This window comes from Streptomyces davaonensis JCM 4913 (genome assembly GCF_000349325.1).
Classification (GTDB): domain Bacteria; phylum Actinomycetota; class Actinomycetes; order Streptomycetales; family Streptomycetaceae; genus Streptomyces; species Streptomyces davaonensis.
Genome location: NC_020504.1, coordinates 7,322,415 through 7,347,174, shown reverse-complemented (window position 1 = coordinate 7,347,174; position 24,760 = coordinate 7,322,415). Strand labels below are relative to the sequence as shown.

The 24,760-nt window shown below is 70.6% G+C and carries 20 protein-coding genes; 5 read left to right on the top strand and 15 right to left on the bottom strand.

Features of this window, described 5'->3' with window-relative positions; genetic code table 11:
* Positions 1–24: 24 nt before the first annotated feature.
* From pgi to uvrC, 12 genes are all read right to left on the bottom strand, one after another.
* A complete protein-coding gene (gene pgi / locus BN159_RS32410) occupies positions 25–1,677 on the bottom strand; it encodes a glucose-6-phosphate isomerase (RefSeq protein WP_015661254.1) in 1,653 nt (550 codons plus the stop codon).
* Positions 1,678–1,730: 53 nt separating this feature from the next.
* Positions 1,731–2,999 carry an MFS transporter gene (locus BN159_RS32405; protein WP_015661253.1) on the bottom strand — a complete coding sequence of 423 codons (1,269 nt, stop codon included), beginning with the start codon at positions 2,997–2,999 and terminating at the stop codon, positions 1,731–1,733.
* Between the two features lie 147 nt (positions 3,000–3,146).
* Positions 3,147–3,434 (bottom strand): RNA polymerase-binding protein RbpA, encoded by a 288-nt coding sequence (locus BN159_RS32400; protein WP_004002138.1) that lies wholly within the window; start codon positions 3,432–3,434, stop codon positions 3,147–3,149.
* A 246-nt stretch (positions 3,435–3,680) separates the two neighbouring features.
* Complete coding sequence (gene secG, locus BN159_RS32395; RefSeq protein ID WP_015661252.1) at positions 3,681–3,911, bottom strand: preprotein translocase subunit SecG; 231 nt, start codon at positions 3,909–3,911, stop codon at positions 3,681–3,683.
* A 102-nt stretch (positions 3,912–4,013) separates the two neighbouring features.
* Complete coding sequence (gene tpiA / locus BN159_RS32390; protein ID WP_015661251.1) at positions 4,014–4,790, bottom strand: triose-phosphate isomerase; 777 nt, start codon at positions 4,788–4,790, stop codon at positions 4,014–4,016.
* A gap of 4 nt (positions 4,791–4,794) precedes the next feature.
* Positions 4,795–6,006: a phosphoglycerate kinase gene (locus BN159_RS32385; RefSeq protein WP_015661250.1), complete on the bottom strand. Its 1,212-nt coding sequence runs from the start codon at positions 6,004–6,006 to the stop codon at positions 4,795–4,797.
* A 134-nt stretch (positions 6,007–6,140) separates the two neighbouring features.
* Positions 6,141–7,148 carry a type I glyceraldehyde-3-phosphate dehydrogenase gene (gap, locus tag BN159_RS32380; protein WP_015661249.1) on the bottom strand — a complete coding sequence of 336 codons (1,008 nt, stop codon included), beginning with the start codon at positions 7,146–7,148 and terminating at the stop codon, positions 6,141–6,143.
* Between the two features lie 227 nt (positions 7,149–7,375).
* Complete coding sequence (locus BN159_RS32375; RefSeq protein WP_015661248.1) at positions 7,376–10,330, bottom strand: M14 family metallopeptidase; 2,955 nt, start codon at positions 10,328–10,330, stop codon at positions 7,376–7,378.
* 145 nt (positions 10,331–10,475) lie between these two features.
* Positions 10,476–11,465: a DNA-binding protein WhiA gene (gene whiA, locus BN159_RS32370; RefSeq protein WP_015661247.1), complete on the bottom strand. Its 990-nt coding sequence runs from the start codon at positions 11,463–11,465 to the stop codon at positions 10,476–10,478.
* Entirely contained in the window at positions 11,456–12,523 is a 1,068-nt protein-coding gene (locus tag BN159_RS32365; protein WP_015661246.1) for a gluconeogenesis factor YvcK family protein, read from the bottom strand. The genes whiA and BN159_RS32365 overlap by 10 nt, the downstream gene beginning before the upstream one ends.
* Entirely contained in the window at positions 12,520–13,476 is a 957-nt protein-coding gene (gene rapZ / locus BN159_RS32360) for an RNase adapter RapZ (RefSeq protein ID WP_015661245.1), read from the bottom strand. The genes BN159_RS32365 and rapZ overlap by 4 nt, the downstream gene beginning before the upstream one ends.
* Complete coding sequence (gene uvrC, locus BN159_RS32355; RefSeq protein WP_015661244.1) at positions 13,473–15,455, bottom strand: excinuclease ABC subunit UvrC; 1,983 nt, start codon at positions 15,453–15,455, stop codon at positions 13,473–13,475. Before uvrC ends, rapZ begins: the two co-directional genes overlap by 4 nt.
* A 189-nt stretch (positions 15,456–15,644) precedes the next feature.
* Between uvrC and BN159_RS32350 the strand changes: the two genes are divergently transcribed.
* Complete coding sequence (locus BN159_RS32350; protein ID WP_015661243.1) at positions 15,645–16,637, top strand: hypothetical protein; 993 nt, start codon at positions 15,645–15,647, stop codon at positions 16,635–16,637.
* A 16-nt stretch (positions 16,638–16,653) separates the two neighbouring features.
* Here BN159_RS32350 and BN159_RS32345 read toward each other — a convergent pair whose 3' ends face one another.
* A complete protein-coding gene (locus BN159_RS32345; protein WP_015661242.1) occupies positions 16,654–17,082 on the bottom strand; it encodes a Rieske (2Fe-2S) protein in 429 nt (142 codons plus the stop codon).
* 185 nt (positions 17,083–17,267) lie between these two features.
* Here BN159_RS32345 and BN159_RS32340 point away from each other — a divergent pair, with 185 nt between their 5' ends.
* Positions 17,268–18,302: a LacI family DNA-binding transcriptional regulator gene (locus BN159_RS32340; RefSeq protein WP_015661241.1), complete on the top strand. Its 1,035-nt coding sequence runs from the start codon at positions 17,268–17,270 to the stop codon at positions 18,300–18,302.
* Positions 18,299–19,222, top strand: coding sequence for a carbohydrate kinase family protein (locus BN159_RS32335; RefSeq protein ID WP_015661240.1), 924 nt, complete (start codon positions 18,299–18,301; stop codon positions 19,220–19,222). Before BN159_RS32340 ends, BN159_RS32335 begins: the two co-directional genes overlap by 4 nt.
* Positions 19,223–19,228: 6 nt before the next feature.
* Here BN159_RS32335 and BN159_RS32330 read toward each other — a convergent pair whose 3' ends face one another.
* Positions 19,229–20,083: a helix-turn-helix domain-containing protein gene (locus BN159_RS32330; RefSeq protein ID WP_041820133.1), complete on the bottom strand. Its 855-nt coding sequence runs from the start codon at positions 20,081–20,083 to the stop codon at positions 19,229–19,231.
* Positions 20,084–20,183: 100 nt separating this feature from the next.
* Here BN159_RS32330 and BN159_RS32325 point away from each other — a divergent pair, with 100 nt between their 5' ends.
* Positions 20,184–20,738, top strand: coding sequence for a YceI family protein (locus tag BN159_RS32325; protein WP_015661238.1), 555 nt, complete (start codon positions 20,184–20,186; stop codon positions 20,736–20,738).
* Positions 20,739–20,800: 62 nt separating this feature from the next.
* On the opposite strand, the gene uvrA is transcribed toward BN159_RS32325, so the two are convergent.
* Entirely contained in the window at positions 20,801–23,842 is a 3,042-nt protein-coding gene (gene uvrA / locus BN159_RS32320; RefSeq protein WP_015661237.1) for an excinuclease ABC subunit UvrA, read from the bottom strand.
* Between the two features lie 223 nt (positions 23,843–24,065).
* On the opposite strand from uvrA, the gene BN159_RS32315 reads away from it, so the two are divergent.
* On the top strand, positions 24,066–24,752 hold the full coding sequence (locus BN159_RS32315; protein WP_015661236.1) for a maleylpyruvate isomerase family mycothiol-dependent enzyme: 687 nt from the start codon (positions 24,066–24,068) through the stop codon (positions 24,750–24,752).
* Positions 24,753–24,760 lie beyond the last annotated feature (8 nt).

Below are 24,760 nucleotides of genomic sequence, written 5' to 3'. Positions count from 1 at the left end.
TACTCCTCGCAGCCCGCTTCCGGGTCACCGCCCGCGCAGCTCGCGGTACTTGGCGACCAACGCCTTGGTGGAGGCGTCCAGACCCGGCACCTCGGCGCCCTCGGTCAGCGCGGGCTCGACCCGCTTGGCGAGCACCTTGCCCAGCTCCACGCCCCACTGGTCGAAGGAGTCGATGTTCCAGACGGCACCCTGGACGAACACCTTGTGCTCGTAGAGCGCGACGAGCTGTCCGAGCACCGACGGCGTCAGCTCACGGGCGAGGATCGTGGTCGTCGGGTGGTTGCCCTGGAACGTCTTGTGGGCGACCAGCTCCTCCGGCACCCCCTCCGCACGGACCTCGTCCGGCGTCTTGCCGAAGGCCAGCGCCTGCGTCTGGGCGAAGAAGTTCGCCATCAGCAGGTCGTGCTGCGCCTTGAGTTCCTCGCTCTGTTCGGCGACCGGCTTGGCGAACCCGATGAAGTCCGCCGGGATCAGCTTGGTGCCCTGATGGATCAACTGGTAGTACGCGTGCTGCCCGTTGGTGCCCGGCGTGCCCCACACAACCGGCCCGGTCTGCCACTGGACCGGCAGTCCGTCCCGGCCGACGTACTTGCCGTTGGACTCCATGTCGAGCTGCTGGAGATACGCCGTGAACTTGGAGAGGTAGTGGCTGTACGGCAGCACCGCGTGCGACTGGGCGTCGTGGAAGTTGCCGTACCAGATGCCCAGCAGGCCCAGCAGCAGCGGCACATTGGACTCGGCGGGGGCGGTCCTGAAGTGCTCGTCGACCAGCCGGAATCCGTCGAGCATCTCGCGGAAGCGGTCCGGGCCGATGGCGATCATCAGGGAGAGGCCGATCGCCGAGTCGTAGGAGTAGCGGCCGCCGACCCAGTCCCAGAACTCGAACATGTTCGCCGGATCGATGCCGAACTCCGTCACCTTCTCGGTGTTCGTGGACAGCGCCACGAAGTGCCGGGCGACGGCTTCCTGACCGGCGTTCAGCTCCCTCAGCAGCCAATTGCGCGCCGAGGTCGCGTTGGTGATGGTCTCGATGGTGGTGAAGGTCTTGGAGGCGATGATGAACAGCGTCTCCGCCGCGTCCAGGTCGCGGGTGGCCTCGTGCAGATCGGCGCCGTCGACATTGGACACGAAGCGGACCGTCAGCTCGCGGTCGGTGAAGGCGCGCAGCACTTCGTAAGCCATGGCGGGGCCGAGGTCGGAGCCGCCGATGCCGACGTTGACGACGTTCTTGATGCGCTTGCCGGTGTGGCCGGTCCACGCGCCGGAGCGGACGCGGTCGGCGAAGTCGCCCATCTTGTCGAGGACGGCGTGCACCCCGGGGACGACGTTCTCGCCGTCCACCTCGACGACCGCCTCGCGCGGGGCGCGCAGCGCGGTGTGCAGGACCGCCCGGTCCTCGGTGAGGTTGATGCGGTCACCGCGGAACATGGCGTCCCGCAGCCCGAACACATCGGTGGCGGCGGCCAGCTCACGCAGCAGGCGCAGTGTCTCGTCGGTGACGAGGTGCTTGGAGTAGTCGATGTACAGGTCGCCGACCCGAAGCGTGTACGCGGAGCCGCGGCCGGGCTCGGCGGCGAACAGCTCGCGCAGCCGCACCTCGCCGAGCTGCTCGCGATGCTTGGTCAGTGCGGTCCACTCGGGCGTCTGGTTGAGCCGGGTACGGCCGTCTTGGTTCATCTCGGACTTCAGCCTTCTTTCGTACCTGTCCCCGCTGGTCCCAACCTAGTTGATCAGCGGGTGACGTGAGCGGTCGTGCTGTCGTCGTGCGGGGCAACAACAAATACGTCCACCTTGAGCACAGGTATCAGCGCGAGGACGGACAGGACGAAGAACGCGGCCGCGAGCAGGGCGGGACTGTTCAGTCCCCAGGCGGTGGCGGCGGCGCCGCCGAGCAGCGCGCCCACCGGGGCCCCGGCGACACCGAGGGTTCTGAACGCCGAGCTCACGCGGCCCAGCAGGTCGGCGGGGGTGCGCTGCTGCATCAGGGTCGTGGTGTTGACGTTCCACACCATCCCCATGAACCCGAACACGGCCAGGGCGAGGCCCAGGGCGGCCAGATGACGTATCGAGCCCATCGCGAGGAGCGCGCCGATCTGCACGGTCCCGGCGAGCAGTACCGCCCGCACCCGCCCGATCCGGGCGACGAGCGCGCCCCCGGCGAGACCGCCGGTCAGGCTGCCGACGGTGTACGCCGTCATCGCGACCGCGTATCCGGTGCTGCCGGCGTCCAGCCAGCCCGTGACCAGCAGGACCAGTGTGGCGATGAGGGCGCCCATGCCGATGTTGCACAGGGCGGTCGCGGCGCACAGGCCGCGCAGGGCTCGGTCCCGCCACAGGGCGCGCAGTCCTTCGGCGATCTCCCGGCGCAGGGTGCTGCCCGCGGGTCTGGGCTTGCGCTGCGGCGGCTCGGTCCGCAGCGAGGCCACCAGCGCGGCGGCCACCAGGAAGGTGACCGCGTCGGCCGCGAAGGGCACCGCCGCCCCGGCCGCGAGCAGCAGCGGCACCGCGGGGGCGCCCAGCAGTCCGCCGGCGACCCGCTGTCCGGTCATCAGCCGGGCGTTGGCGCTGCCCAGCTCGGCGGGGTCCACCAGGGCGGGCAGCAGCGCCGTCGAGGCGTTGTCGAAGAGGGTCTGAAGCGTGGTCAGGGCGAAGGCCAGCGCGATCAGCAGGCCGATCGAGGCGTGTCCGAGCGCGACGGCCACGGCGAAAGCGGCGACCAGCAGTCCGCGTACCGCGTCCACCGTCCACATCGCGCGCCGCTGGTCCACCCGGTCGGCGACGGCGCCGCCCAGCAGCCCGAAGACGATCCAGGGCAGATAGCCGCAGGCGGTGACCGCGGCGATGAGCAGGGGCCGGTCGGTCAGTGTCGCGGCGAGCAGCGGCAGCGCGGCCGTACGCAGTGCGTCGCCGAAGCTGGAGAGCACGGCGGCGCTCCACAGCCGTCCGAACCCACCGCGCCACGCCGGTGCGCGCACGTCCCCCGTCTCGACCGTCGTCACGTCTCCCCCTCACGATTGCGCCCGATGCACAAGATCGATGCACAAACCGTAGAGGGCACCACTGACAATCGGCCGGGGCCCGGGGAGCGGCGGCCCGCGATACAGCTCCGGCCAGGCACCGATGGGCGCCTGGCCGGTCCTCAAGTTCTAGATCTCGCCCCGCAGTTTGGCGAGCGCCTCGGCGAGGATCGCCTCGCCGTCCGCGTCGCTGCGCCGCTCCCGCACGTACGCCAGGTGCGTCTTGTAGGGCTCGGTGCGCGGCGGGTCCGGCGGGTTGTCCCGGTCCTGCCCGGCGGGAAAGCCGCAGCGCGGGCAGTCCCAGGTGTCGGGGACCTGCGCGTCGCTGGCGAAGCTGGGCTGGGTCTCGTGCCCGTTGGAGCACCAGAAGGAGATGCGCAACCGGGGCGCGGACTCGCCGCGCTCGGCCTCGCCCATCGGCCCCGCCCCGACCCGGCTTCCTCGGATCGCGTTGCCACTTGCCACGGTGTAACTCCCTGCGTGATGGTGCCGCGAAGCGAGTCGGCGTTTCGCTTCGTTGCGAGCGCCTCAGTCTACGTAAGGCCCAACGCGCGTCCAGTGATTGGAGTTACAGGCCCCATATCAAGACGCAAGCCCCATGATAGGCCGCGCTCAGCTGCGCGTACCGAACATGGGGCCTTACGTACGGATTGTGCGTGCCGGTCAGTTGTTCACCTTCATCAGAAGGCCGAGCACGACAATGCACGCGAACCACAGCAGACCGACCACGACGGTGATCCGGTCGAGGTTGCGCTCGGCGACCGAGGAGCCGCCGACGGACGACTGCATCCCGCCACCGAACATGTCGGAGAGGCCGCCGCCCTTGCCCTTGTGCATCAGCACCAGCAGCATCAGCAGCCCGCTGAACACGATCAGGGCGATCGAGAACCCCATAACCACGGCTGGACCAACTTCCTCGGATCTGGATGGACGACAGGGGCACAGCCACCGGGCTGTGCCCCCGCAAGGGTACGACGGATCGCCGCTACCGCATACTCACTGGTCGCGGAAGCGCACGATCTTGACGAACTCGTCGGCGTCCAGCGAAGCACCGCCGACCAGGGCGCCGTCGATGTCGGGCTGCGCCATGATCTCGGCGCAGTTGCCGGACTTCACCGAGCCGCCGTACTGGATGCGGATCTTGTCGGCGACGTCCTGCGTGTACAGCTCGGCGAGCTTGCCGCGGATGGCCGCGCAGACCTCCTGGGCGTCCCCGGCGCCGCAGACCTTGCCGGTGCCGATGGCCCAGACGGGCTCGTAGGCGATCACGATGGTCTCGGCCTGCTCGGCCGGGAGGTCCTTCAGACCGCCCTCGACCTGGGCGAGGGTGTGGGAGACGTGGTTGCCCGCCTCGCGGACGTCCAGCTCCTCGCCGACGCACAGGATCGGGGTCAGGCCGTGCTTGTAGGCGGCCTTGACCTTGGCGTTGACGATCTCGTCGGTCTCGTTGTGGTACTGGCGGCGCTCGGAGTGGCCGATGGCCACGTACGTGCACTTCAGCTTGGCCAGCATCGGGCCGGAGATCTCACCGGTGTAGGCGCCGGAGTCCTGCGCCGAGATGTCCTGGGCGCCGTACTTGATCTTCAGCTTGTCGCCGTCGACCAGGGTCTGCACGGAGCGCAGGTCGGTGAAGGGCGGCAGGACGGCGACCTCGACGGCCTCGTAGTCCTTGTCCGCGAGGGCGAAGGCGAGCTTCTGGACGTGGGCGATGGCCTCGAGGTGGTTGAGGTTCATCTTCCAGTTGCCCGCCATCAGCGGCGTGCGCGTGCTCATCGGGTCAGTCCTCCAGTGCGGCGAGGCCGGGGAGCGTCTTGCCCTCGAGGTATTCGAGGGAGGCGCCGCCACCGGTCGAGATGTGGCCGAACGCGTTCTCGTCGAAACCGAGCGTACGCACGGCAGCGGCGGAGTCTCCGCCACCGACGACGGTGAACCCGTCCGAGTCGACGAGGGCCTGGGCGACCGCCTTGGTGCCCTCGGCGTAGTCGGGGTGCTCGAAGACGCCCATGGGACCGTTCCAGAACACGGTCGCGGCGTCGGTGAGCTTTCCGGCGTACAGTTCGCCGGTCTTCGGGCCGATGTCCAGGCCCAGCTGCCCCTCGGGCATCCGGTCCGCGTCGACGGCGGTGTGCTCGGTGGGCGCCTTGGCCTTCAGGTCCGGGAAGCCCGGGGAGACCACGACGTCGACCGGGAGCACCAGTTCGACGCCCAGCTTCTCGGCGCGCTCCAGGTATTCGGTGACGGCCGGGATCTGGTCCTCCTGGAGCAGCGAGGTGCCGACCTCGTAGCCCTTGGCCTTGAGGAAGGTGAAGGCCATGCCGCCACCGATGAGGATGCGGTCGGCCTTGCCGAGGAGCTGGTCGATGACGGCCAGCTTGTCGGAGACCTTGGAGCCGCCGAGGGCCACGGCGTAGGGCCGCTTGACGTCCTCGGTGAGCTTCTTCAGGACGCCGACCTCGGTGGCGATGAGGTAGCCGGCGTAGTGCGGCAGCTCGGCCGGGAGGTCGTACACGGAGGCGTGCTTGCGGTGCACGGCGCCGAAGCCGTCACCGACGTAGGCGTCGGCGAGGGCGGCGAGTTCGCGGGCGAAGCCGGCGCGCTCGGCGTCGTCCTTGCTGGTCTCGCCGGCGTTGAAGCGCAGGTTCTCGATGACGGCGACCTGGCCGTCGGCGAGGCCCGCGACGGTGGAGCGCGCCGACTCGCCGACCGTGTCGGTGGCGAAGGCGACGTCCGCGCCGAGCAGTTCACCGAGGCGCGCGGCCGCGGGGGCGAGTGAGAAGGCCGGGTCCGGGGCGCCCTTGGGGCGGCCCAGGTGGGAGGCCACGATCACGCGGGCGCCCGCCTCGGCGAGGGCCTTGACGGTGGGCAGGACGGCGCGGATACGGCCGTCGTCGGTGATCGTGGTGCCGGCCAGCGGCACGTTCAGGTCGGCGCGGACGAAGACCCGCTTGCCTGCGACGCCTTCGGCGAGAAGTTCGTCGATCGTCTTCATTGAGAGGGCTCCCGAGGAGTGTGCGTGATGCTCGTGATCCTAAGTGGGCCGGTCTTTACGCGAGTCAGGGCCCGGGCGGCGCGTCCCTGCGCCGCCCGGGCCCTGCTCTCACATCGAAGTGCCTGCTCCGGGGATCAGAGCTGGTTGCCGACGAAGACCGTGAGGTCGACGAGGCGGTTGGAGTAGCCCCACTCGTTGTCGTACCAACCGAGGATCTTCACCGACTTGCCCTCCTGGACCATGGTCAGGGAGGAGTCGAAGGTGCAGGACGCCGGGTCGCTGACGATGTCGGAGGAGACGATCGCGTCCTCCGTGTAGGACAGGTAGCCCTGGAGCTCGCCCTCGGAGGCCTTCTTGAACGCGGCGTTGACCTCGTCCTTGGTGACCTCGCGCTCCAGCTCCACGACCAGGTCGGTGGCGGAACCGGTCGGGACCGGCACGCGCATGGCGATGCCGTCCAGCTTGCCCTTGAGCTGCGGGAGGACCAGGGCGGTGGCCTTGGCGGCACCCGTCGTGGTCGGGATGATGTTCTCCGCGGCGGCGCGCGCGCGACGCAGGTCCTTGTGCGGGAAGTCCAGGATGCGCTGGTCGTTGGTGTACGCGTGGACCGTGGTCATCAGACCCTTGACGATGCCGAAGTTCTCGTCGAGGACCTTCGCCATGGGCGCCACACAGTTGGTGGTGCAGGAGGCGTTGGAGATGACGTGGTGGTTGGCCGCGTCGTACTTGTCCTGGTTGACGCCCATCACGATGGTGATGTCCTCGCCGGAGGCCGGAGCCGAGATGAGGACCTTCTTGGCGCCGCCGGCGATGTGCTTCTCGGCGTCGGCCTTCTTCGTGAAGATGCCCGTCGACTCGATGACGATGTCGACGCCCAGCTCGCCCCACGGAATGTCGGCGGGGTTGCGCTCGGACAGGACCTTGATGGTGTGGCCGTCGACCGTGATCGTGTCGGCGGTGTGGGTGACCTCCTGCTTGAGGCGCCCCAGAATCGTGTCGTACTTCAGCAGGTGAGCGGTGGTCGCGGTGTCACCCAGGTCGTTGACAGCCACGATCTCGATGTCAGCACCCTGCTCCAGCAGCGCGCGGAAGTAGTTGCGACCGATACGACCGAAGCCGTTGATGCCTACGCGGATCGTCACGAACCGATCTCCTCGTTGGTACGCCGGCCATGCGGTGCCGGCGAGCTGTATTTGGGATGTCCCCGACCGCCTACGACCCTACCTCCCTGAGGCCCCCGTGGTGACATCGAGATGCCGCATACACGGGCAGGCGTTCCTTACCCGCCAGTAGGGGTACGGACCGCCCCTGGGCTTCACCGTCCTGTCACCTCTTCCTCACGGAGAGTGGGGTCGCTCGGAGTCCGGTCTCACCCGTCGAGGGCGGTGAGCGCCTTGCCGATCAGGGCCGCCCGGTCGGCCGGGGCGACCACGTGCTCCAGGCCGAAGCCGAGCAGCACGGTGTCGTGTGTGGTGACCGCGCCGTACGTCTGGAAGAGCTGGCCCACGCGGGCCCAGTCCTTGACGACCGCGGGGCTGCCCGCGGGTGGGCCGGGGGTGCTCCAGGCGCCGAGCGAGGTCTCGAAGCCCTCGGTCTGGGTCTCGCTGCCGCCGATCACGACGGAGGCGTTGTCGACGAGAACGCCGCGTCCGCCGGAGCCGGGGTCGGTGATGTAGCCGAGGGAGAGCTCCACGGTCCGGCCCGCGTAGGCGGACAGATCGAAGGAGACCTCCTGCCAGCCGGCCGAAGCGCCGGTGAAGCTGTTCCAGGAGCCGCTGGTGCCGGACGGGGTGCAGGCCCCTCCGGCGAGCGTCAGGTACCGCTTGAGCGCGGGGTGAGCCTGGATGAAGTACCCGGCCGAGCACTCCTCGGGCACCGCGGTGCCGGTCGCACCGCCCAGGTCCGGCAGCGTGGTCCAGTCGTCACCGCCCGCGGTACGGGCCTCCAGTACGGCGTGGTCGTAGCCCGGCTCGGTGCTCCACAGCATGCGGGTGCGCAGCTTGGGGGCGTCCGCGGCGGTCACGGAGGTGAGGTCGACGGTGCGGGTGAGGCGGTTCCAGGCGTAGTCGCTGTGGGTGACGGCCGCCATGTAGCTGCCCTCGTACGGGCCGTACGGGTTGACCGCGCCCGGGTAGCGGCCCGCCCCGGCGCTCGCGAACTGCGGGAACGTGTCCGCGGGCAGGGTCTCGGAGGTGACGCTGTAGGACCCGGCCGCGTTCAGCGGGTTGCCCGGTGCCCCGGCCAGCGTGCCCTGGGCGCCCGCGATTCCGCCGGAGCCCTCGAAGGCGGTGGCCCCGGGCAGCGACGTGCGGCTGTAGGCGCCGAGGTAGTACTGGCTGAAGTCGTTGGACAGGGTGCCGCCGCCGAGGTCGACGTTGCCGCCCGCCTGTTCGCCGGCCTCGATCAGCTTGCCGCCCTCGTTGAGGAAGGCGCGCAGCTGGAGCTGGGTGGCGTTGCCGGGGACGCCGGCGCCGGTGTAGTGGACGACGGTTTCGAAGTGGCCGAGCACGCCGAGCGCGTCCGGCGCTCCTTGCGTGGCGACGTCCCAGACGACCGCCTTGTGGCCGTTGGCCTTCAGCGCGTCGACGTAGGTCTGCGCCTGGGTCGCGGCCACGCCCTCCTCGGCCACGACGAGGACGTCCGCGCGCGGGCGTTCGGCGACGGTGTAGGTGAAGTGCTCGCTGGAGACCTTCTTGCCGCTCCTGGTCTCGCCGGTGAACCAGACCTCGACCCGATCGCCCTGATCGCCGTCGGCGGCCTTGGCGCGGTACTCGTCGAAGTGGAGGTTGTCCGCACCGCCGTAGGTCTCGCCGCCCTTCCAGGGCCGGAGCGCCATGTCGTGCGTACGGCCGCCGTTGACGCGGTACTTGAGCTCCTTGTCGCGCAGCGCCTTACGGGCGACGACGGAGATCTCCTGGTCGGCGCCGCGGGAGTACGACGTGGTGAACGGCGCCGGGGTGAAGTCGGCGGCCTTCAGGCCGAGCGCGGAGACCGGCTGGTCGGGGTGGGCGGCGGACTCGGCGACGGAGAGCGCGAACGGGACGTTCTTGGTGAACTCCTGCTGGATCAGCTTCTCGTCGTCCGGGAAGGTGAAGACCGACTGGCAGTCGCCGGGGAGCCAGGCGTCGTTCAGGTCGACGTTCGAGGCGGTCTGGCAGGTCGACATCTCGGGCGTGAACATCGCCAGGCCGTTGACGTTGGAGGCGTGTCCGTCGGCCTCGCCGTTGGTGGTGTACAGCTCCGAGGAGACCTGCGGGTGGTAGCCCGGGATCGCGGAGTTGTCGGGGGTTCCGGCCAGTGCCTTGTAGAGGACGTCGTCCGGGGTGTTCGTGGCCACCTGCCAGCCGACGCCGTAGAGGAGGAGTTCGGCGGCCGAGTGGTAGTTGATGCCGAGTTCGAAGCCGATGCGCTTCTGGAAGGCGTCGATCGCCTTGGTCTCCGGCTCCGAGCCCGGGGCGTCGCCGCGATAGGTCTGGCTGGTGGGGTTGGGGGACGAACCCTCGTTGTCGTAGCCCCACTTGTAGGGGAAGTTGCGGTTGAGGTCGACGCCGTCGCCGGTGCTGATGACGCCGTCGGCGTTGACGTCCTTCAGGTTCTTGCGCCACTGGCGGTCGCCGTCGTCCTGGAAGGTGTAGTCGTAGCCGTCGGGGTTGGCCGAGAGCACGAACCACAGCTCGGTGCTGTCGACGATCTTCTTGATGCGCCGGTCGGACTTGTAGTTGTCCAGGTAGTGGTGCATCAGCCGGCGGGTCATCTCCGGGGTGATCCACTCGCGCGCGTGCTGGTTGGACATGTACAGCACGGCGGGCTTGGCGCCGTCCTTGGAGTTCTTGGCGTTCTTGGTGAGCTTCAGCGCGAGGATGTCCTGGCCGGTGACGGTCTTCCCGATGGAGACGACCTTGGTGAGGCCGGGGTTCTCCTGGCCGGCCCGGAGGATCTCCTCCTTCAGGCCACCGCTGCCGCTGTAGGGGCGGAAGACGCCTTCGGCGGCGGCCTCGACGCGCTGTTCGGCCTTGGCGGACAGGGTGTGCTCGGTGAGTTCGACGCCGTGCTTCTCCAGCTTCTCGGCCTGGGCGTCGGTGAGGTAGACCTCGATCGTGGCGGTGCCCTTCTCGGGCGCCTGCTCACTGAATTCGTGGCCGTCCTGTCCGGCGGCCAGCAGCAGCGGGATCTGCTGCTTGGTGACCTCGGCGCGGAAGACCTTGACCTCGTCCGAACCGGGTGTGTCCGAACTGCCGTTCTGTGCCTGGGCGATGGGTGCGAAGCTCGCTCCGCCGATCAGGAGCGCGCCGACAGCGAGGATCGATCTCGCTCTGTGTCTCATGAACCCCCCTGGTGTGGGTTCGCCACGTCAGCGAACAGATGCCAGGCTCATGACACTCCATGATCGAGTCAAGGGCGCCTCAGGACACGAAAACGCCGGTGGCCGTCGCCCAAGTGGGCGCGGCCACCGGCGTGGTGAGCGGGCGTCAGCCGACGAGGTTGTCGGCCATCTCCTCGGTGAGGCTGGACTCGGTGCCCGGGACGCCGAGGTCCTGGGCGCGCTTGTCGGCCATCGCGAGCAGCCGGCGGATCCGGCCGGCCACGGCGTCCTTGGTGAGCGGCGGGTCGGCGAGCGCGCCCAGCTCCTCCAGGGAGGCCTGCTTGTGCTCCATGCGCAGGCGTCCGGCGGCGGCGAGGTGCTCGGGGACCTCCTCGCCGAGGATCTCCAGGGCGCGCTGGACCCGGGCACCGGCGGCGACGGCCGCGCGCGCGGAGCGGCGGAGGTTGGCGTCGTCGAAGTTGGCGAGGCGGTTCGCCGTGGCCCGGACCTCGCGCCGCATCCGCCGCTCCTCCCAGGCCAGCACGGACTCATGGGCGCCGAGCCGGGTGAGCAGGGCGCCGATCGCGTCGCCGTCGCGGACGACCACGCGGTCCACACCGCGCACCTCGCGGGCCTTCGCGGCGATGGAGAGCCGACGTGCGGCGCCGACGAGCGCGAGCGCGGCCTCGGGGCCCGGGCAGGTCACCTCGAGGGAGGAGGAGCGGCCGGGCTCGGTGAGCGAGCCGTGGGCCAGGAAGGCGCCGCGCCAGGCGGCCTCGGCGTCACAGGTGGCGCCGGAGACGACCTGCGGGGGCAGGCCGCGGATCGGGCGGCCCCGCCCGTCGACCAGGCCGGTCTGCCGGGCCAGCTGATCACCGCCGGCGACGACCCGGACGACGTAGCGCGAGCCGCGGCGCAGTCCGCCCGGTGCCATCACGATCAGCTCGGAGCTGTGGCCGAAGATCTCCAGGATGTCCCGCTTGAGCCGGCGGGCCGCCATCGCGGTGTCCAGCTCCGCCTCGATCACGATCCGCCCGCTGACCAGGTGGAGGCCGCCGGCGAACCGCAGAACGGCGGAGACCTCCGCCTTCCTGCAACAGGTCCGGGTGACGGGGAGCCGGGAGATCTCGTCCTTCACCGCTGCCGTCATCGCCATGGGCCGATCCTTCCATGCATCCGAAAAATACGGTCGTACGCGGCGGCCAGCAGCTCCGGGTCGTGCCGCGGAGTTCCGTCCCTCCGGGCGACCGGAGCCAGCTCGACCGCGGCCCCGAACCGTTTGGCGGCCTCGGTGAGCACCTCGCGGTCGGGCACGGCTGCCTCGTCGGCCAGCACCACGTCCAGGGCGAGTTTAGGGGCGTGTCGTCCCAAAACCTCCAAATGACGCTGCGGGGAGAAGCCTTCGGTTTCTCCGGGCTGCGGCGCGAGGTTCAGCGAGAGTACCCGGCGCGCCTTGGTCTCCGTCAGCGCGTCCAGCAGCTCGGGCACGAGGAGGTGCGGGATGACCGACGAGAACCAGGACCCGGGGCCCAGGACCACCCAGTCGGCGTCCAGGACCGCCGCGACGGCCTCGGGGACGGCGGGCGGGTCGTGCGGCACGAGGTGCACGGACTGCACCTCACCGGGGGTGAGGGCGACGGTGGCCTGGCCGAGCACGGTGTCCACGTCCTCGGGCCGCTCCGGATCGTGCCCCTTGACCAGCGCCTGGAGCTCCAGCGGTACGGCGGACATGGGCAGCACGCGCCCGTGCGCGCCGAGCAATTTGCCGACCAGGTCCAGGGCCTGGACGTGGTCGCCGAGCTGCTCCCACAGGGCGACGATCAGCAGGTTGCCGACCGCGTGGTCGTGCAGGTCGCCCTGGGAGGTGAAGCGGTGCTGGATCACCCGGGACCAGGTCTGTCCCCAGTCGTCGTCGCCGCACAGCGCGGCCAGCGCCTTGCGCAGATCGCCGGGCGGCAGGACGCCCAGCTCGTCGCGCAGGCGCCCGCTGGAGCCGCCGTCGTCGGCCACGGTGACGACGGCGGTGAGGTCGCCGGTGATCCGGCGCAGTGCGGCGAGCGAGGCGGACAGGCCCATGCCGCCGCCGAGGGCGACGACCTTGGGCTGGGTGCCCCGGCGGCGCGGCCGGCCGCCGCGGGCCTCCGCGGGGCGGCTGATGCGTCTCTCCGGGGAACCCCGGCCCACCCTGATCAGCCGCGGTGTACGTCCTGTCATTCGCGTCCCATGTCCCGGTGTACGACCACCGTCTCCACACCCTGCGCGGCGAGCCGCGCGGCCAGCTTCTCCGAGGTGGCCACCGAACGGTGCTTGCCACCGGTGCAGCCGACCGCGATGGTCACATAGCGCTTGCCCTCACGACGGTAGCCTGCGGCAATCAGCTGGAGCAGCTCGGTGTACCGGTCGAGGAACTCCTTGGCGCCGGGCTGGTTGAAGACATACGCCGCCACCTCCTCGTTCAGGCCGGTGTACGGGCGCAGCTCCGGGACCCAGTGCGGGTTGGGCAGGAAGCGCATGTCGACGACGAGGTCGGCGTCGACGGGCAGGCCGTACTTGAAGCCGAAGGACATCACGGTGGCCCGCAGCTCGGGCTCCTCCTCGCCCGCGAACTGGGCGTCCATCTTGGCGCGCAGCTCGTGCACGTTGAGGCTGGAGGTGTCGATGACCAGGTCGGCGTCGCCGCGCAGCTCGCGCAGCAGCTCGCGCTCGGCGGCGATGCCGTCGACGATCCGGCCGTCGCCCTGGAGGGGGTGCGGGCGGCGCACCGACTCGAAGCGGCGCACCAGGGCCTCGTCGGAGGACTCCAGGAAGACGATGCGCCGGGTGACGCCCCGGGTGTCGAGGTCGGCGAGCGATTCGCGGAGGTTGTCGAAGAAGCGGCGGCCACGGACGTCGACGACGACCGCGATCCGGGCGACGTTGCCCTGGGAGCGGGCGCCGAGCTCCACCATGGTGGGGATCAGCGCGGGCGGCAGGTTGTCGACGACGAACCAGCCGAGGTCCTCCAGACATTTCGCGGCGGTCGAGCGGCCCGCTCCGGACATGCCGGAGATGATCACCAGCTCGGGGATGGCGGCCTCGGGGACCGGGGCTGCCTCGCCGGGCGTACTCACCTGTGCTCCGTTTTCCTTGGGTGGTTCTTGTCGCGTCTGCTTTTCCTGCTCGGTCATGTCTCCTGCCCCCGTAGGTCGTCCATGTCTTCCATGATCTCTCCAGTCGCCGTGTTCACGGCGGGCGCGGCCGGGGCCGCCTGGGCGAAGGCCGCGGCAATGGTCTCGGCCGTTTTGCGACCTATGCCCGGAACCTCACAGATCTGGTCGATTGTCGCCGATCGCAGCTTCTTCACCGAACCGAAGTGCTTGATCAGCGCCTGCTTGCGGGTCTCGCCGAGGCCCGGGACGTCGTCCAGCGGGCTGGACCGGAACCGCTTGGCTCGCTTGGCTCGCTGATAGGTGATCGCGAAGCGGTGGGCCTCGTCACGGACCCGCTGGAGCAGATACAGGCCCTCGCTGGTGCGGGGCAGGACCACCGGGTCGTCCTCGCCGGGCAGCCAGACCTCCTCCAGACGCTTGGCGAGACCGCAGACGGCGATGTCGTCGATACCCAGCTCGTCCAGGGCCTTCTTGGCGGCGGCGACCTGGGGCTGCCCGCCGTCGACGACGACGAGCTGGGGCGGGTAGGCGAACTTCTTGGGGCGGCCGTCGTCCTCGGTGAGGGGGTCCTCACCGTCGGCCCACTCACCAGTCTTCTCCTTCTCGGCGATGTACCGCTTGAAGCGGCGGGAGATCACCTCGTGCATGGAACGGACGTCGTCCTGGCCGGCGAAGCCCTTGATCTGGAAGCGGCGGTACTCGCCCTTGCGCTGGAGGCCGTCCTCGAAGACGACCATGGAGGCCACCACGTCGTCGCCCTGGAGGTGCGAGATGTCGTAGCACTCGATCCGCAGCGGCGCGCTGTCCAGGCCGAGGGCGTCGGCGATCTCTTCCAGCGCGCGCGAGCGCGTGGTCAGGTCGGAGGCCCGCTTGGTCTTGTGCAGGACGAGGGCCTGCTGGGCGTTGCGCTCGACGGTCTCCATCAGCGCCTTCTTGTCGCCGCGCTGCGGAATGCGCAGCGAGACGTTCGACCCACGGCGCTCGGTGAGCCACTCCTGGACCGGCTCCGCCGGGTCGGGCAGGGCCGGGACGAGGACCTCCTTGGGCACCGAGTCCCCGGTCTCCTCGCCGTAGAGCTGCTGGAGGGCGTGTTCGACGAGGGCGCCGGTGGTGATCTCCTCGACCTTGTCGGTGACCCAGCCGCGCTGGCCGCGCACGCGTCCGCCGCGGACGTGGAAGATCTGCACGGCCGCCTCCAGCTCGTCCTCGGCGACGGCGATCAGGTCGGCGTCGGTCGCGTCGGCGAGCACGACCGCGCTCTTCTCCATGGCCTTCTTCAGGGCCTCGATGTCGTCACGCAGCCGGGCGGCCCGCTCGTACTCCATCTCGTCGGCCGCCAGCATCATCTGCTTCTCCAGGCGGCGCAGATAGGTGCCGGTGCGCCCGGCCATGAAGTCGCAGAACTCCTCGGCCAGTTCCCGGTGTTCCTCGGGCGAGACGCGGCCCACGCAGGGCGCGGAGCACTTGCCGATGTAGCCGAGCAGACAGGGGCGGTCGGTGCGGGCGGAGTTCTTGAAGACTCCGGCCGAGCAGGTGCGCACGGGGAAGACGCGGAGCAGGAGGTCGACGGTGTCGCGGATCGCCCACGCGTGGCCGTACGGCCCGAAGTAGCGCACGCCCTTCTTCTTGTGACCGCGCATCACCTGCACGCGCGGGAACTCCTCGTTCAGCGTCACCGCGAGGTAGGGATAGCTCTTGTCGTCGCGGTACTTGACGTTGAACCGGGGGTCGTACTCCTTGATCCAGGAGTACTCCAGCTGGAGCGCCTCGACCTCCGTGGACACCACCGTCCACTCCACGGACGCGGCCGTGGTGACCATCGTCCTAGTGCGCGGATGCAGTCCGGCCAGGTCCTGGAAGTAGTTCGCAAGGCGCTGGCGCAGGCTCTTCGCCTTTCCGACGTAGATCACCCGGCGGTGCTCGTCACGGAAGCGATAGACCCCGGGGGAGTCCGGGATCTGTCCCGGCCTGGGGCGGTAGCTGGAGGGGTCGGCCATGTTTCACACCCTACTGGCGAGGGGTGACAGCGCGGCGAGGCTGTGGACAACGGTGGGGATGCCTCCGCTTCAGGTGTTGTCGGGGCTTGGTCAACACGCTTCAATGCGGGGGAACTCGGGGCGGGCACCTGCCTCCCGCACGTACGGTCCGACCAGCCGTCGTGAACGCTTCACAGAAAGGCCCCTGCAATGCCGCACGCCCCTCAGCACGCGGACGGCGCCGCCGTCGCCACCGCGGAGCCGGACGTGGCCGGGGACGCGATACCGGTCCCGGAACTCGACTCGGTGCTCAGCGGCGGCCCCTTCCACGTCGCCCTGCGGGCCGCCATCGCCGCGCGCGGGCTGCCGCTCCAGCGCGTCCAGCACCATCTGTCGCGCCACGGGGTCAAGGTCGGCGTCACCAGCCTGAGTTACTGGCAGCAAGGCGCCCGCAGACCGCAGCGCCCGGAGTCGCTCCGCGCGGTGCGCGCGCTGGAGGAGATCCTCCAGTTGCCGGAGGAGTCCCTGATCCGGCTCCTCGCCGAGAACACCGAAGGCACCGCGGAGCGTCGGCCCGCGGCCCGCTCCTACCGCTCCCTCGTCGAGGCCGACGGCGTCCTTGCGGGGCTGCTCGCCGAGCTGGACGCCCCGGCCGACGGCGGGCTGCACATCCTCGGGCTGCACGAGCGGGTACGGATCGGCGACCGGCGCGAGCTCCTGGACCGCGAGGCGCACCACATCGTGCGCGCCCACCGGGACGGCGTCGACCGCTTCCTGGCCGTCTACCACGGCGACCCCGGCTGCACGCCCGACCTCATGCGCGTACAGGCCCTGGAGAACTGCCGCACGGGCCGGGTCCTGCGGCACCACGACACCGGTGTCCTCGTCGCCGAGCTGCTCTTCGACACCCGGCTGCGCTCCGGCGACACCTTCCTCTTCCGGTACGGAGTCGAGGACGGCACGGCCGGTGTGTCCCGCGAGTACGCGCGGGGGTTCGGTCACGCGGGCGGCCAGTACGCGCTCCAGGTCCGCTTCGCGGAGAGCCTGCTTCCGCTGCGCTGTCACCGGTTCGTCCAGCACTCGGCGGCGGCCCCGCGCAGCGGCCGTCAGGAACTCCCGATCAGCCCGCTCCACCACTCGGTCCACCTCGTCGAGCCACGGCTGCGGACGGGGATCGTGGGAATCGGGTGGGACTGGGAGTGAGCGCCTCGGAGGGGGCCTAGGCGGTAGCGGCCGGTCCCGCCACGACCCGGCCGTTCTTCGCCTCCACCGGCAGCTCCTTCAGCGGCACGGACGCGGGCGCGGCCAGCACCTCGCCGCTCGTGGCGTCGAACTCGCTGCCGTGACAGGGACAGATGAGCTTCGTCCCCTCCAGCTTGTTGATGGGGCACAGCGCGTGCGTGCAGATCGTGCTGTACGCCTTCAGGGTGCCGTTCGCGTCCCGGCTGACGACCACGTTGTGATCCCGGTACAGCTTCGCGCCGCCCTTGGCGACCTCGCTCTCCGCGCCCAGGTCGACCGGTGCGGTCGGTTCGGCGTCCACCGTCTCCCCGCCCGGTGAGCACGCGGCGAGGCCAAGACCGGCGACGGGTGTGAGGGCCGCTCCGCGCAGGACGGTGCGACGGGACGGGGTCGGGCGGCCGGGCATGCGGGTCTCCACAGGTCAGAGGGCGGGCAGGGCGACGATACCGGCCGGGGGTGGCGGGGCCGGGCGGGGGGCGGCTCTCGAAGGTTATGACGTAAACGTTTGCGCAAGCGTTTACGTCGGCGCCCGGATGGGATACCTTCCCGGCCAGAGGCAGCGACGGACCCGGCCGGAGAGGGAGGTGCGCGATGGCGACCATGGCCGACGTGGCCCGGGACGCGGGCGTCTCCGTGGCGACCGTCTCGCACGTCCTCAACGACACCCGCCCGGTGCTCCCCCACACCCGCCAGGCCGTCCTCGACGCCATCGACCGGCTCGGCTACACCCCGAACTCCCTGGCCCGCTCCCTGGTGACCGCGCGCACCCGCTCGATCGGCCTCGCGGTGTCGGCCATCAGCAATCCCTACTTCACGGAGATCCTCCAGGGCGTCGAGGCCGGTGCCCTGGAGCACGGCTACAGCCTGCTCATCGCCGATCCGCACGACGATCCCGAGCACGAGCGCAAGGTCGTCCAGCTGCTGCACGAGCGGCGCGTGGACGGCATGATCGTGGCGCCCTCCGCCGACCCGGGCGGCCTCCTGGCCTACCTGCGTCGGCACGCCGTACCGTCCGTGTTCCTGGACCGGTTGGTGACGGACGCGGGACCGCATGTGGACCAGGTGTGCGCCGAGAGCGCCGAGCCGACGACGCAGCTGGTCACCCATCTCGCGGAGCTGGGCCACCGGCGGATCGGACTGGTCGCGGGGCGACCCGGGCTCAGCACCACCCGTGAGCGGATCACCGGCTACCGGCACGGGCTCGCGCACGCCGGGCTCGCCCACGACGAGCGGCTGATCGTGCACGGCGACTCGGAGTCCGCCGGCGCCGAACGCGCCACCGCGGCCCTGCTCTCCCTCGCCGCGCCGCCCACGGCCCTGGTGACCGCCAACAACGCGATGACCATCGGCGCCCTGCGCGCCTTGCGCGCCCGTGGCCTGTCCGTGCCCGGCGACATCGCCCTGTGCTGCTTCGACGACTTCGACTGGGCCGACCTCTTCGAGCCCCGGCTCACCGCGATCGCCCAGCCCAGCAAGGAGCTCGGCGCCCGCGCCGTACGCGTGCTCCTGGACCGGCTCGCCGAGCCCGACCGGCCGGCCCGGACCGTGCGGCTCGACTGCGCCTTCGTCCACCGCACCTCGTGCGGCTGCCCCGAACAGCCCCCAGCGAAAGGAACCGCCCCGTGATCGTCGTCGCCGGTGAGGCCCTGATCGACCTGGTGCCGCAGGGCACGGGCGCCCTCGCGAGCCTGCGCCCGGCGCTCGGCGGCGGCCCCTTCAACACGGCCGTCGCCCTCGGCCGCCTCGGCTCCCCCACCGCCTTCTGCTCCCGCACCTCCCACGACGCCTTCGGCGAGGCCCTGCTCGACGGGCTGCGGCAGGCCGGGGTCGACGTGTCGCACGTGCAGCGCGGGTCCGAGCCGACGACGCTCGCGGTCGCCACCGTCGACGAGGGCGGCTCGGCCGCCTACTCCTTCTACGTCGACGGCACCGCCGATCGCCTGTTCACCGCGCTCGCCGCCCTGCCCGAGGGCACGCGCGCGGTGTCCTTCGGGACCTGTTCGCTGGTCCTGGAACCGGGTGCCACCGCCTACGAGGAGCTGCTGCGCGCCGCCTCCGCGCGGGGCGTGTTCACGGCCCTCGACCCCAACATCCGCCCGGGGCTGATCCCCGACCCGGACGCCTACCGGGCCCGCTTCCGCGGCTGGCTGCCCTCGGTGTCGCTGCTGAAGCTGTCCGCGGAGGACGCCGAGTGGCTCGGCGGCACCCCGCGCGCGTGGCTGGCCGAGGGCCCCGCGGCCGTGGTGGTCACCCACGGCGGTGACGGTCTCAGCGTCTTCACCCGCGACGGCGCGGAGCACTCCGTACCGGGCGAGAAGGTCGAGGTCGTGGACACCATCGGGGCCGGGGACACCGTGAACGCGGCCCTGCTGCACGGTCTCGCCGCCCGCGACGCACTGTCCCCTCAGTCGGTGGCGCGGCTCGGCGCGGACGACTGGACCGGCCTGCTGCGCTTCGCGGCGCGCGCGGCGGCGATCACCTGCTCACGCGCGGGAGCGGAGCCGCCGTACGCCGCCGAACTGGCCGACGTACCCCTGCCTCGCTGACCCGCCTCAGCCGCTGACCGCGCGCAACCCGCCCGGGGTGCGGCCGTTGAGGCGGTCGAGCGCGGTGGCGGTGGCCTCGTCGGCGGGCAGGTGGACGACCATGCGCTGGCCGTCGTCTGGGAGCGCGAGGGTCTCGTAGGTCAGCCGCAGGGTGCCCGCCTCGGGGTGGGCGACGACGTCGGAACCGGTGCGCCGGGGCGCCGCGGGCACCGCGGCGAGCCGGTCGCTGAAGGCGGCGCCCGCGGTGACCGTCAGTTCGTCGACGAGCGCGGCGACGTACGGGTCCTTCAGGGCGGCCTCGTTGCGCAGGTGGGCGACCTGCTCGTCGGCCAGCCGCTGCCAGCCGGGGAACGCGGTGCGGGCACGCTCGTCGGTGAAGACGTACCGGAGCAGGTTGGGCTGGTCCGCGTCGAGCAGGCCGAGCGGGCGGACGAGCCGTTCGTAGCCTCGCGTGTGGGCGATGATGTCGCCGATCCAGTTGAGCAGCACGGCCGGGGTGGGTTCCAGGCGGTCGAGCATGGCCCGCAGTCCTGCCCGGACCGTCCGGGTGGGCGGTTCGGCCCGGCCGCAGAACGGACGGCCGCCGTCGGCCTCCTTGGCGAGGCGGCGCAGCAGGACCCGGTCGGGCACGGTGAGCTGGAGGGCGTCGCCGAGGGCGCCGAGGACCTGGGGCGACGGGTTGCGGTCGCGGCCCTGTTCGAGGCGCGTGACGTACTCGACGCTGACGCCCGCGAGGGTGGCCAGTTCGGCGCGGCGCAGGCCCGGGGTGCGGCGGCGCGGTCCGGTGGGCAGCCCGACCTCGGCGGGCTCCACGGCCTCGCGGCGGCTGCGCAGGAAGGCTCCCAGCTCGTTCTCGCTCACCCTGGCAACGTACCGCGCGGACCTCACCGGATCGTGGCCCTCCCACTACCACCCTCGACGCGGCCTCCCTTCCCTCCCCCGGCGGTCGCAGGGTGGAGGCATGACTCAGGACAACGCTGTGAACACCGCTGTGACCCTGCCGCTCGCCCCCGGGCAGTGGCCCTTCGACCCGCTGCACTCGGCCGTCAACTTCACCATCCGCCACCTCGGGATCGCCAAGGTGCGCGGCCGCTTCCGCGAGGTGACCGCCGAGCTGTACGTCGGTGAGCGGGCCGAGGAGATCCGGGTGAGCGCCGAGATCGCGCTCGCCTCGATCGACACCGGGAACGCCGATCGTGACGCCCACACCCGCGCCGCCGATCTGCTGGACGTGGAGACGCGGCCGACGATGACGTTCCGCTCGACCCGGGTGTCCGGGGTGGGTGACGACTGGTCGATGGAGGGTGAGCTGACCATCGGGGAGGTGACCCGTCCGGTGACTCTGGCCGTGGAGTTCGGCGGTCTCGGCGACTTCAACGGCAGGCGGCACGCCGGGTTCGAGGCGACCGGAGAGATCCGGCGCAGCGACTTCGGGCTCGACTTCGGGGCCGGGCTGCTCGGCGATGTCGTGAAGATCCAGCTCGACATGGAGTTCATGGAGCCCGAGGGCGAGTGAACGCGACGCGCCCCCGCGGGAGTTCTCCGCGGGGGCGCGTCGCTGTGTACGGCGGGACGGGCTCAGGCCTTGCGGGCCCGCGTCGTCGTCTTCTTCGCCGGGGCCGCCTTCTTGGTGGCCGTGCTGTTGACGGTCTTGGCGGCCTTGGTGGTCCGCGCGGTGGCCGTCTTCTTCACTGTCGACTTGGCCGCGACCGTCTTCTTCGCGGCCGTCTTCTTCGCCGCCGCCCCGCGCGGGGCCTTCACCGACGCAGCGTCGCTGATCCGGTCGCCGAGGATCTCCCGCAGGAACTTGCCGGTGTGGCTGGCCGGGACCGCGGCGACCTCCTCGGGGGTGCCCTCGGCGACGACCAGACCGCCGCCGGCGCCGCCCTCGGGGCCCATGTCGACGACCCAGTCGGCGGTCTTGATCACGTCGAGGTTGTGCTCGATGACGATGACCGTGTTGCCCTTGTCGACCAGGCCGCCGAGGACCTTCAGCAGCTTGCTGATGTCCTCGAAGTGCAGACCGGTGGTCGGCTCGTCGAGGACGTAGACCGTGCGTCCGGTGGAGCGCTTCTGGAGCTCGCTGGCGAGCTTCACGCGCTGGGCCTCGCCGCCGGACAGGGTGGTGGCGGACTGGCCGAGCCGGACGTAGCCGAGACCGACGTCGTTGAGCGTCCTGAGGTGGCGGTTGATCGCCGGGACGGCCTCGAAGAAGTCCATGGCTTCCTCGATCGGCATGTTCAGGACCTCGGAGATGGACTTGCCCTTGTAGTGGACCTCCAGGGTCTCCCGGTTGTACCGGGCGCCGTGGCAGACCTCGCACGGGACGTAGACGTCCGGGAGGAAGTTCATCTCGATCTTGATGGTGCCGTCGCCCGCGCAGTTCTCGCAGCGGCCGCCCTTGACGTTGAAGGAGAAGCGGCCCGGCAGATAGCCGCGGACCTTCGCCTCGGTCGTCTCCGCGAAGAGCTTGCGGATGTGGTCGAAGACGCCGGTGTACGTCGCCGGGTTGGAGCGCGGCGTGCGGCCGATGGGCGACTGGTCGACGTGAACAACCTTGTCGACGAGGTCGTCGCCGTCCACGCGTGTGTGCCGCCCCGGGACGCTCCGGGCGCCGTTCAGCTCGCGGGCCAGGTGGGTGTAGAGGATGTCATTGACCAGCGTCGACTTGCCCGAGCCGGAGACACCCGTGACCGCGGTGAAGACACCGAGCGGGAAGGAGACGTCGATGTCCTGGAGGTTGTTCTCGCGGGCGCCGTGCACCGTGAGCTGCCGGGTCGGGTCCTGCGGGCGGCGGATGTCGGGCAGCGGGATCGACTTCTTGCCGGACAGGTACTGACCGGTCTGCGACTCGGCGTTGGCGAGCAGCTCCTTCAGGGAGCCGCTGTGCACGACCTTGCCGCCGTGCTCGCCCGCGCCGGGGCCGATGTCGACGACCCAGTCGGCGACCTTGATGGTGTCCTCGTCGTGCTCGACGACGATGAGGGTGTTCCCCATGTCCCGCAGCCGGACCAGGGTCTCGATCAGCCGGTGGTTGTCGCGCTGGTGCAGGCCGATGGACGGCTCGTCGAGGACGTACAGCACGCCGACGAGGCCGGAGCCGATCTGGGTGGCCAGGCGGATGCGCTGGGCCTCGCCGCCGGAGAGAGTGCCGGCCGCGCGGTTCAGCGAGAGATAGTCCAGGCCGACGTCGACCAGGAACCGCAACCGTTCGTTGACCTCCTTCAGCACCCGCTCGGCGATCTTCTTGTCGCGGGCGTTGAGCTTCAGCTCGCCGAGGAAGTCGGCGCAGTCGCTGATCGACATCGCCGAGACCTCGGCGATCGACTTCTCCATGATCGTGACGGCGAGGACGATCGGCTTCAGGCGGGTGCCCTCACAGGTGGGGCAGGGCACCTCGCGCATATAGCCCTCGAAGCGCTCCCGGCTGGCGTCGGACTCGGCCTCGCTGTGCCGGCGCTTGACGAAGGGCACCGCGCCCTCGAACGGCGTGGTGTACACGCGCTCACGGCCGTAGCGGTTGCGGTAGCGGACCTCGATCTGCGTCTTGTGGCCGTACAGCAGTGCCTTCTTGGCGCGCTGCGGCAGACCCGCGAAGGGGATGTCGGTCCGGAATCCCAACGCGTCCGCGAGGGCGTTGATCAGGCGTCCGAAGTAGTCCTTGGTGTGGCCGTGCGACCAGGGGTGGATGGCGCCCTCGTCGAGGCTCTTGTCCTCGTCCGGGACGATCAGCTCGGCGTCGACCTCCATGCGCGTGCCGATGCCGGTGCACTCGGGGCAGGCGCCGAACGGCGAGTTGAAGGAGAAGGAGCGCGGCTCCAGCTCCTCGAAGGAGAGGTCGTCGTACGGGCAGTACAGGTGCTCCGAGTACATGCGCTCGCGCTCGGGGTCGTCCTCGGGGAGGTCGACGAAGTCGAGCACGACCATGCCTCCGGACAGGCCCAGGGCGGTCTCGACGGAGTCGGTGAGGCGGCGCTTGGCGGAGTCCTTCACCGTGAGGCGGTCGACGACCACCTCGATGGTGTGCTTCTCCTGCTTCTTCAGCGTGGGCGGGTTGGAGAGCTGGACGGTCTCGCCGTCCACCCGCGCGCGGGAGTAGCCCTTGGTCTGGAGGTCGGCGAAGAGGTCGACGAACTCGCCCTTGCGCTCACGCACCAGCGGGGACAGCACCTGGAAGCGGCTGCCCTCCGGCAGCTCCAGCACCTTGTCGACGATGGCCTGCGGCGACTGGCGCGAGATCGGGCGACCGCACTCGGGACAGTGCGGCTTGCCGATGCGCGCGAAGAGCAGACGCAGATAGTCGTAGACCTCGGTGATGGTGCCGACCGTGGAGCGCGGGTTGCGCGAGGTCGACTTCTGGTCGATGGAGACCGCGGGCGAGAGTCCCTCGATGAAGTCGACGTCCGGCTTGTCCATCTGGCCGAGGAACTGGCGGGCGTACGAGGACAGCGACTCCACGTAGCGCCGCTGGCCCTCCGCGAAGATGGTGTCGAAGGCCAGCGAGGACTTGCCCGACCCCGACAGGCCCGTGAAGACGATGAGCGAGTCGCGCGGCAGATCGAGCGAGACATTCTTGAGGTTGTGCTCGCGCGCGCCACGGACGATGAGACGGTCGGCCACGCCGGTCCGCACCTTTCTTGAGAGTGGTGACAGGGGCGGGGCCCCCGTCTTTCTCAGACTAGGGGGAGCCACTGACAACGCCGGTCGGATTCCTGGATGCGTAACAATCCCCGGCCCATCCAGCATGCCCGACGCCGGTTCCGACCCTATAGCACGTGCATTCGATTTACGGCCCTGCTTCACCACCTTCACCCAAAGGTGTGGCGGGGCTAAGGTCAGCAGCATGATTGATCACGCTCATGACCTGGCGTCTGTACGTGACGCGACCGAACGGCTGCTCACCGCTGCCGCCAAATTGGACAACGCCTCGGTCGCCGAGCCGTCACGGCTGCCCGGTTGGACCCGCGGCCATGTCCTCGCCCACCTCGCCCGCAACGCGGACGCCCTCGTGAATGTTTTCGAGGGGCGCCCCATGTACGCCTCCGCCGAGGCCCGGGACGCCGACATCGAGCGGGACGCGCCGCGCGCCCTCGACGTCCAGCTCGCGGACGTGCGCGAGAGCGCGGCCCGCCTCGCGCGGGTCGGGGACGCGCCCGCGGACTGGTCGCGGACCGTGGAGCTGCGGGGCGGCGTCACCGACTCCGCGTCCCGGGTGCCGTTCCGGCGGTGGGCCGAGGTGGAGCTGCACCACGTGGACCTCGGCATCGGGTACGAGCTGGAGGACCTCCCCGAGGAGTTCGTGCGCCGCGAGTCGGACTTCCTCGCCGAGCGGTTCCTGGGCCACCCCGACGTCCCCGCCACGCTGATCGAGGAGGAGGGCGGCATCGTGCGGCGCACCGGCCGCGACGAGGCTGCGACAATCACCGTCACCGGACGTCCGGCGGACGTGCTCGGCTGGCTCTGCGGCCGCCGCGACGGCTCGGCGCTGACCGCCGTGGGCGGGCCCCTGCCGACGCTTCCCCCGCTATAGGCTGCCGC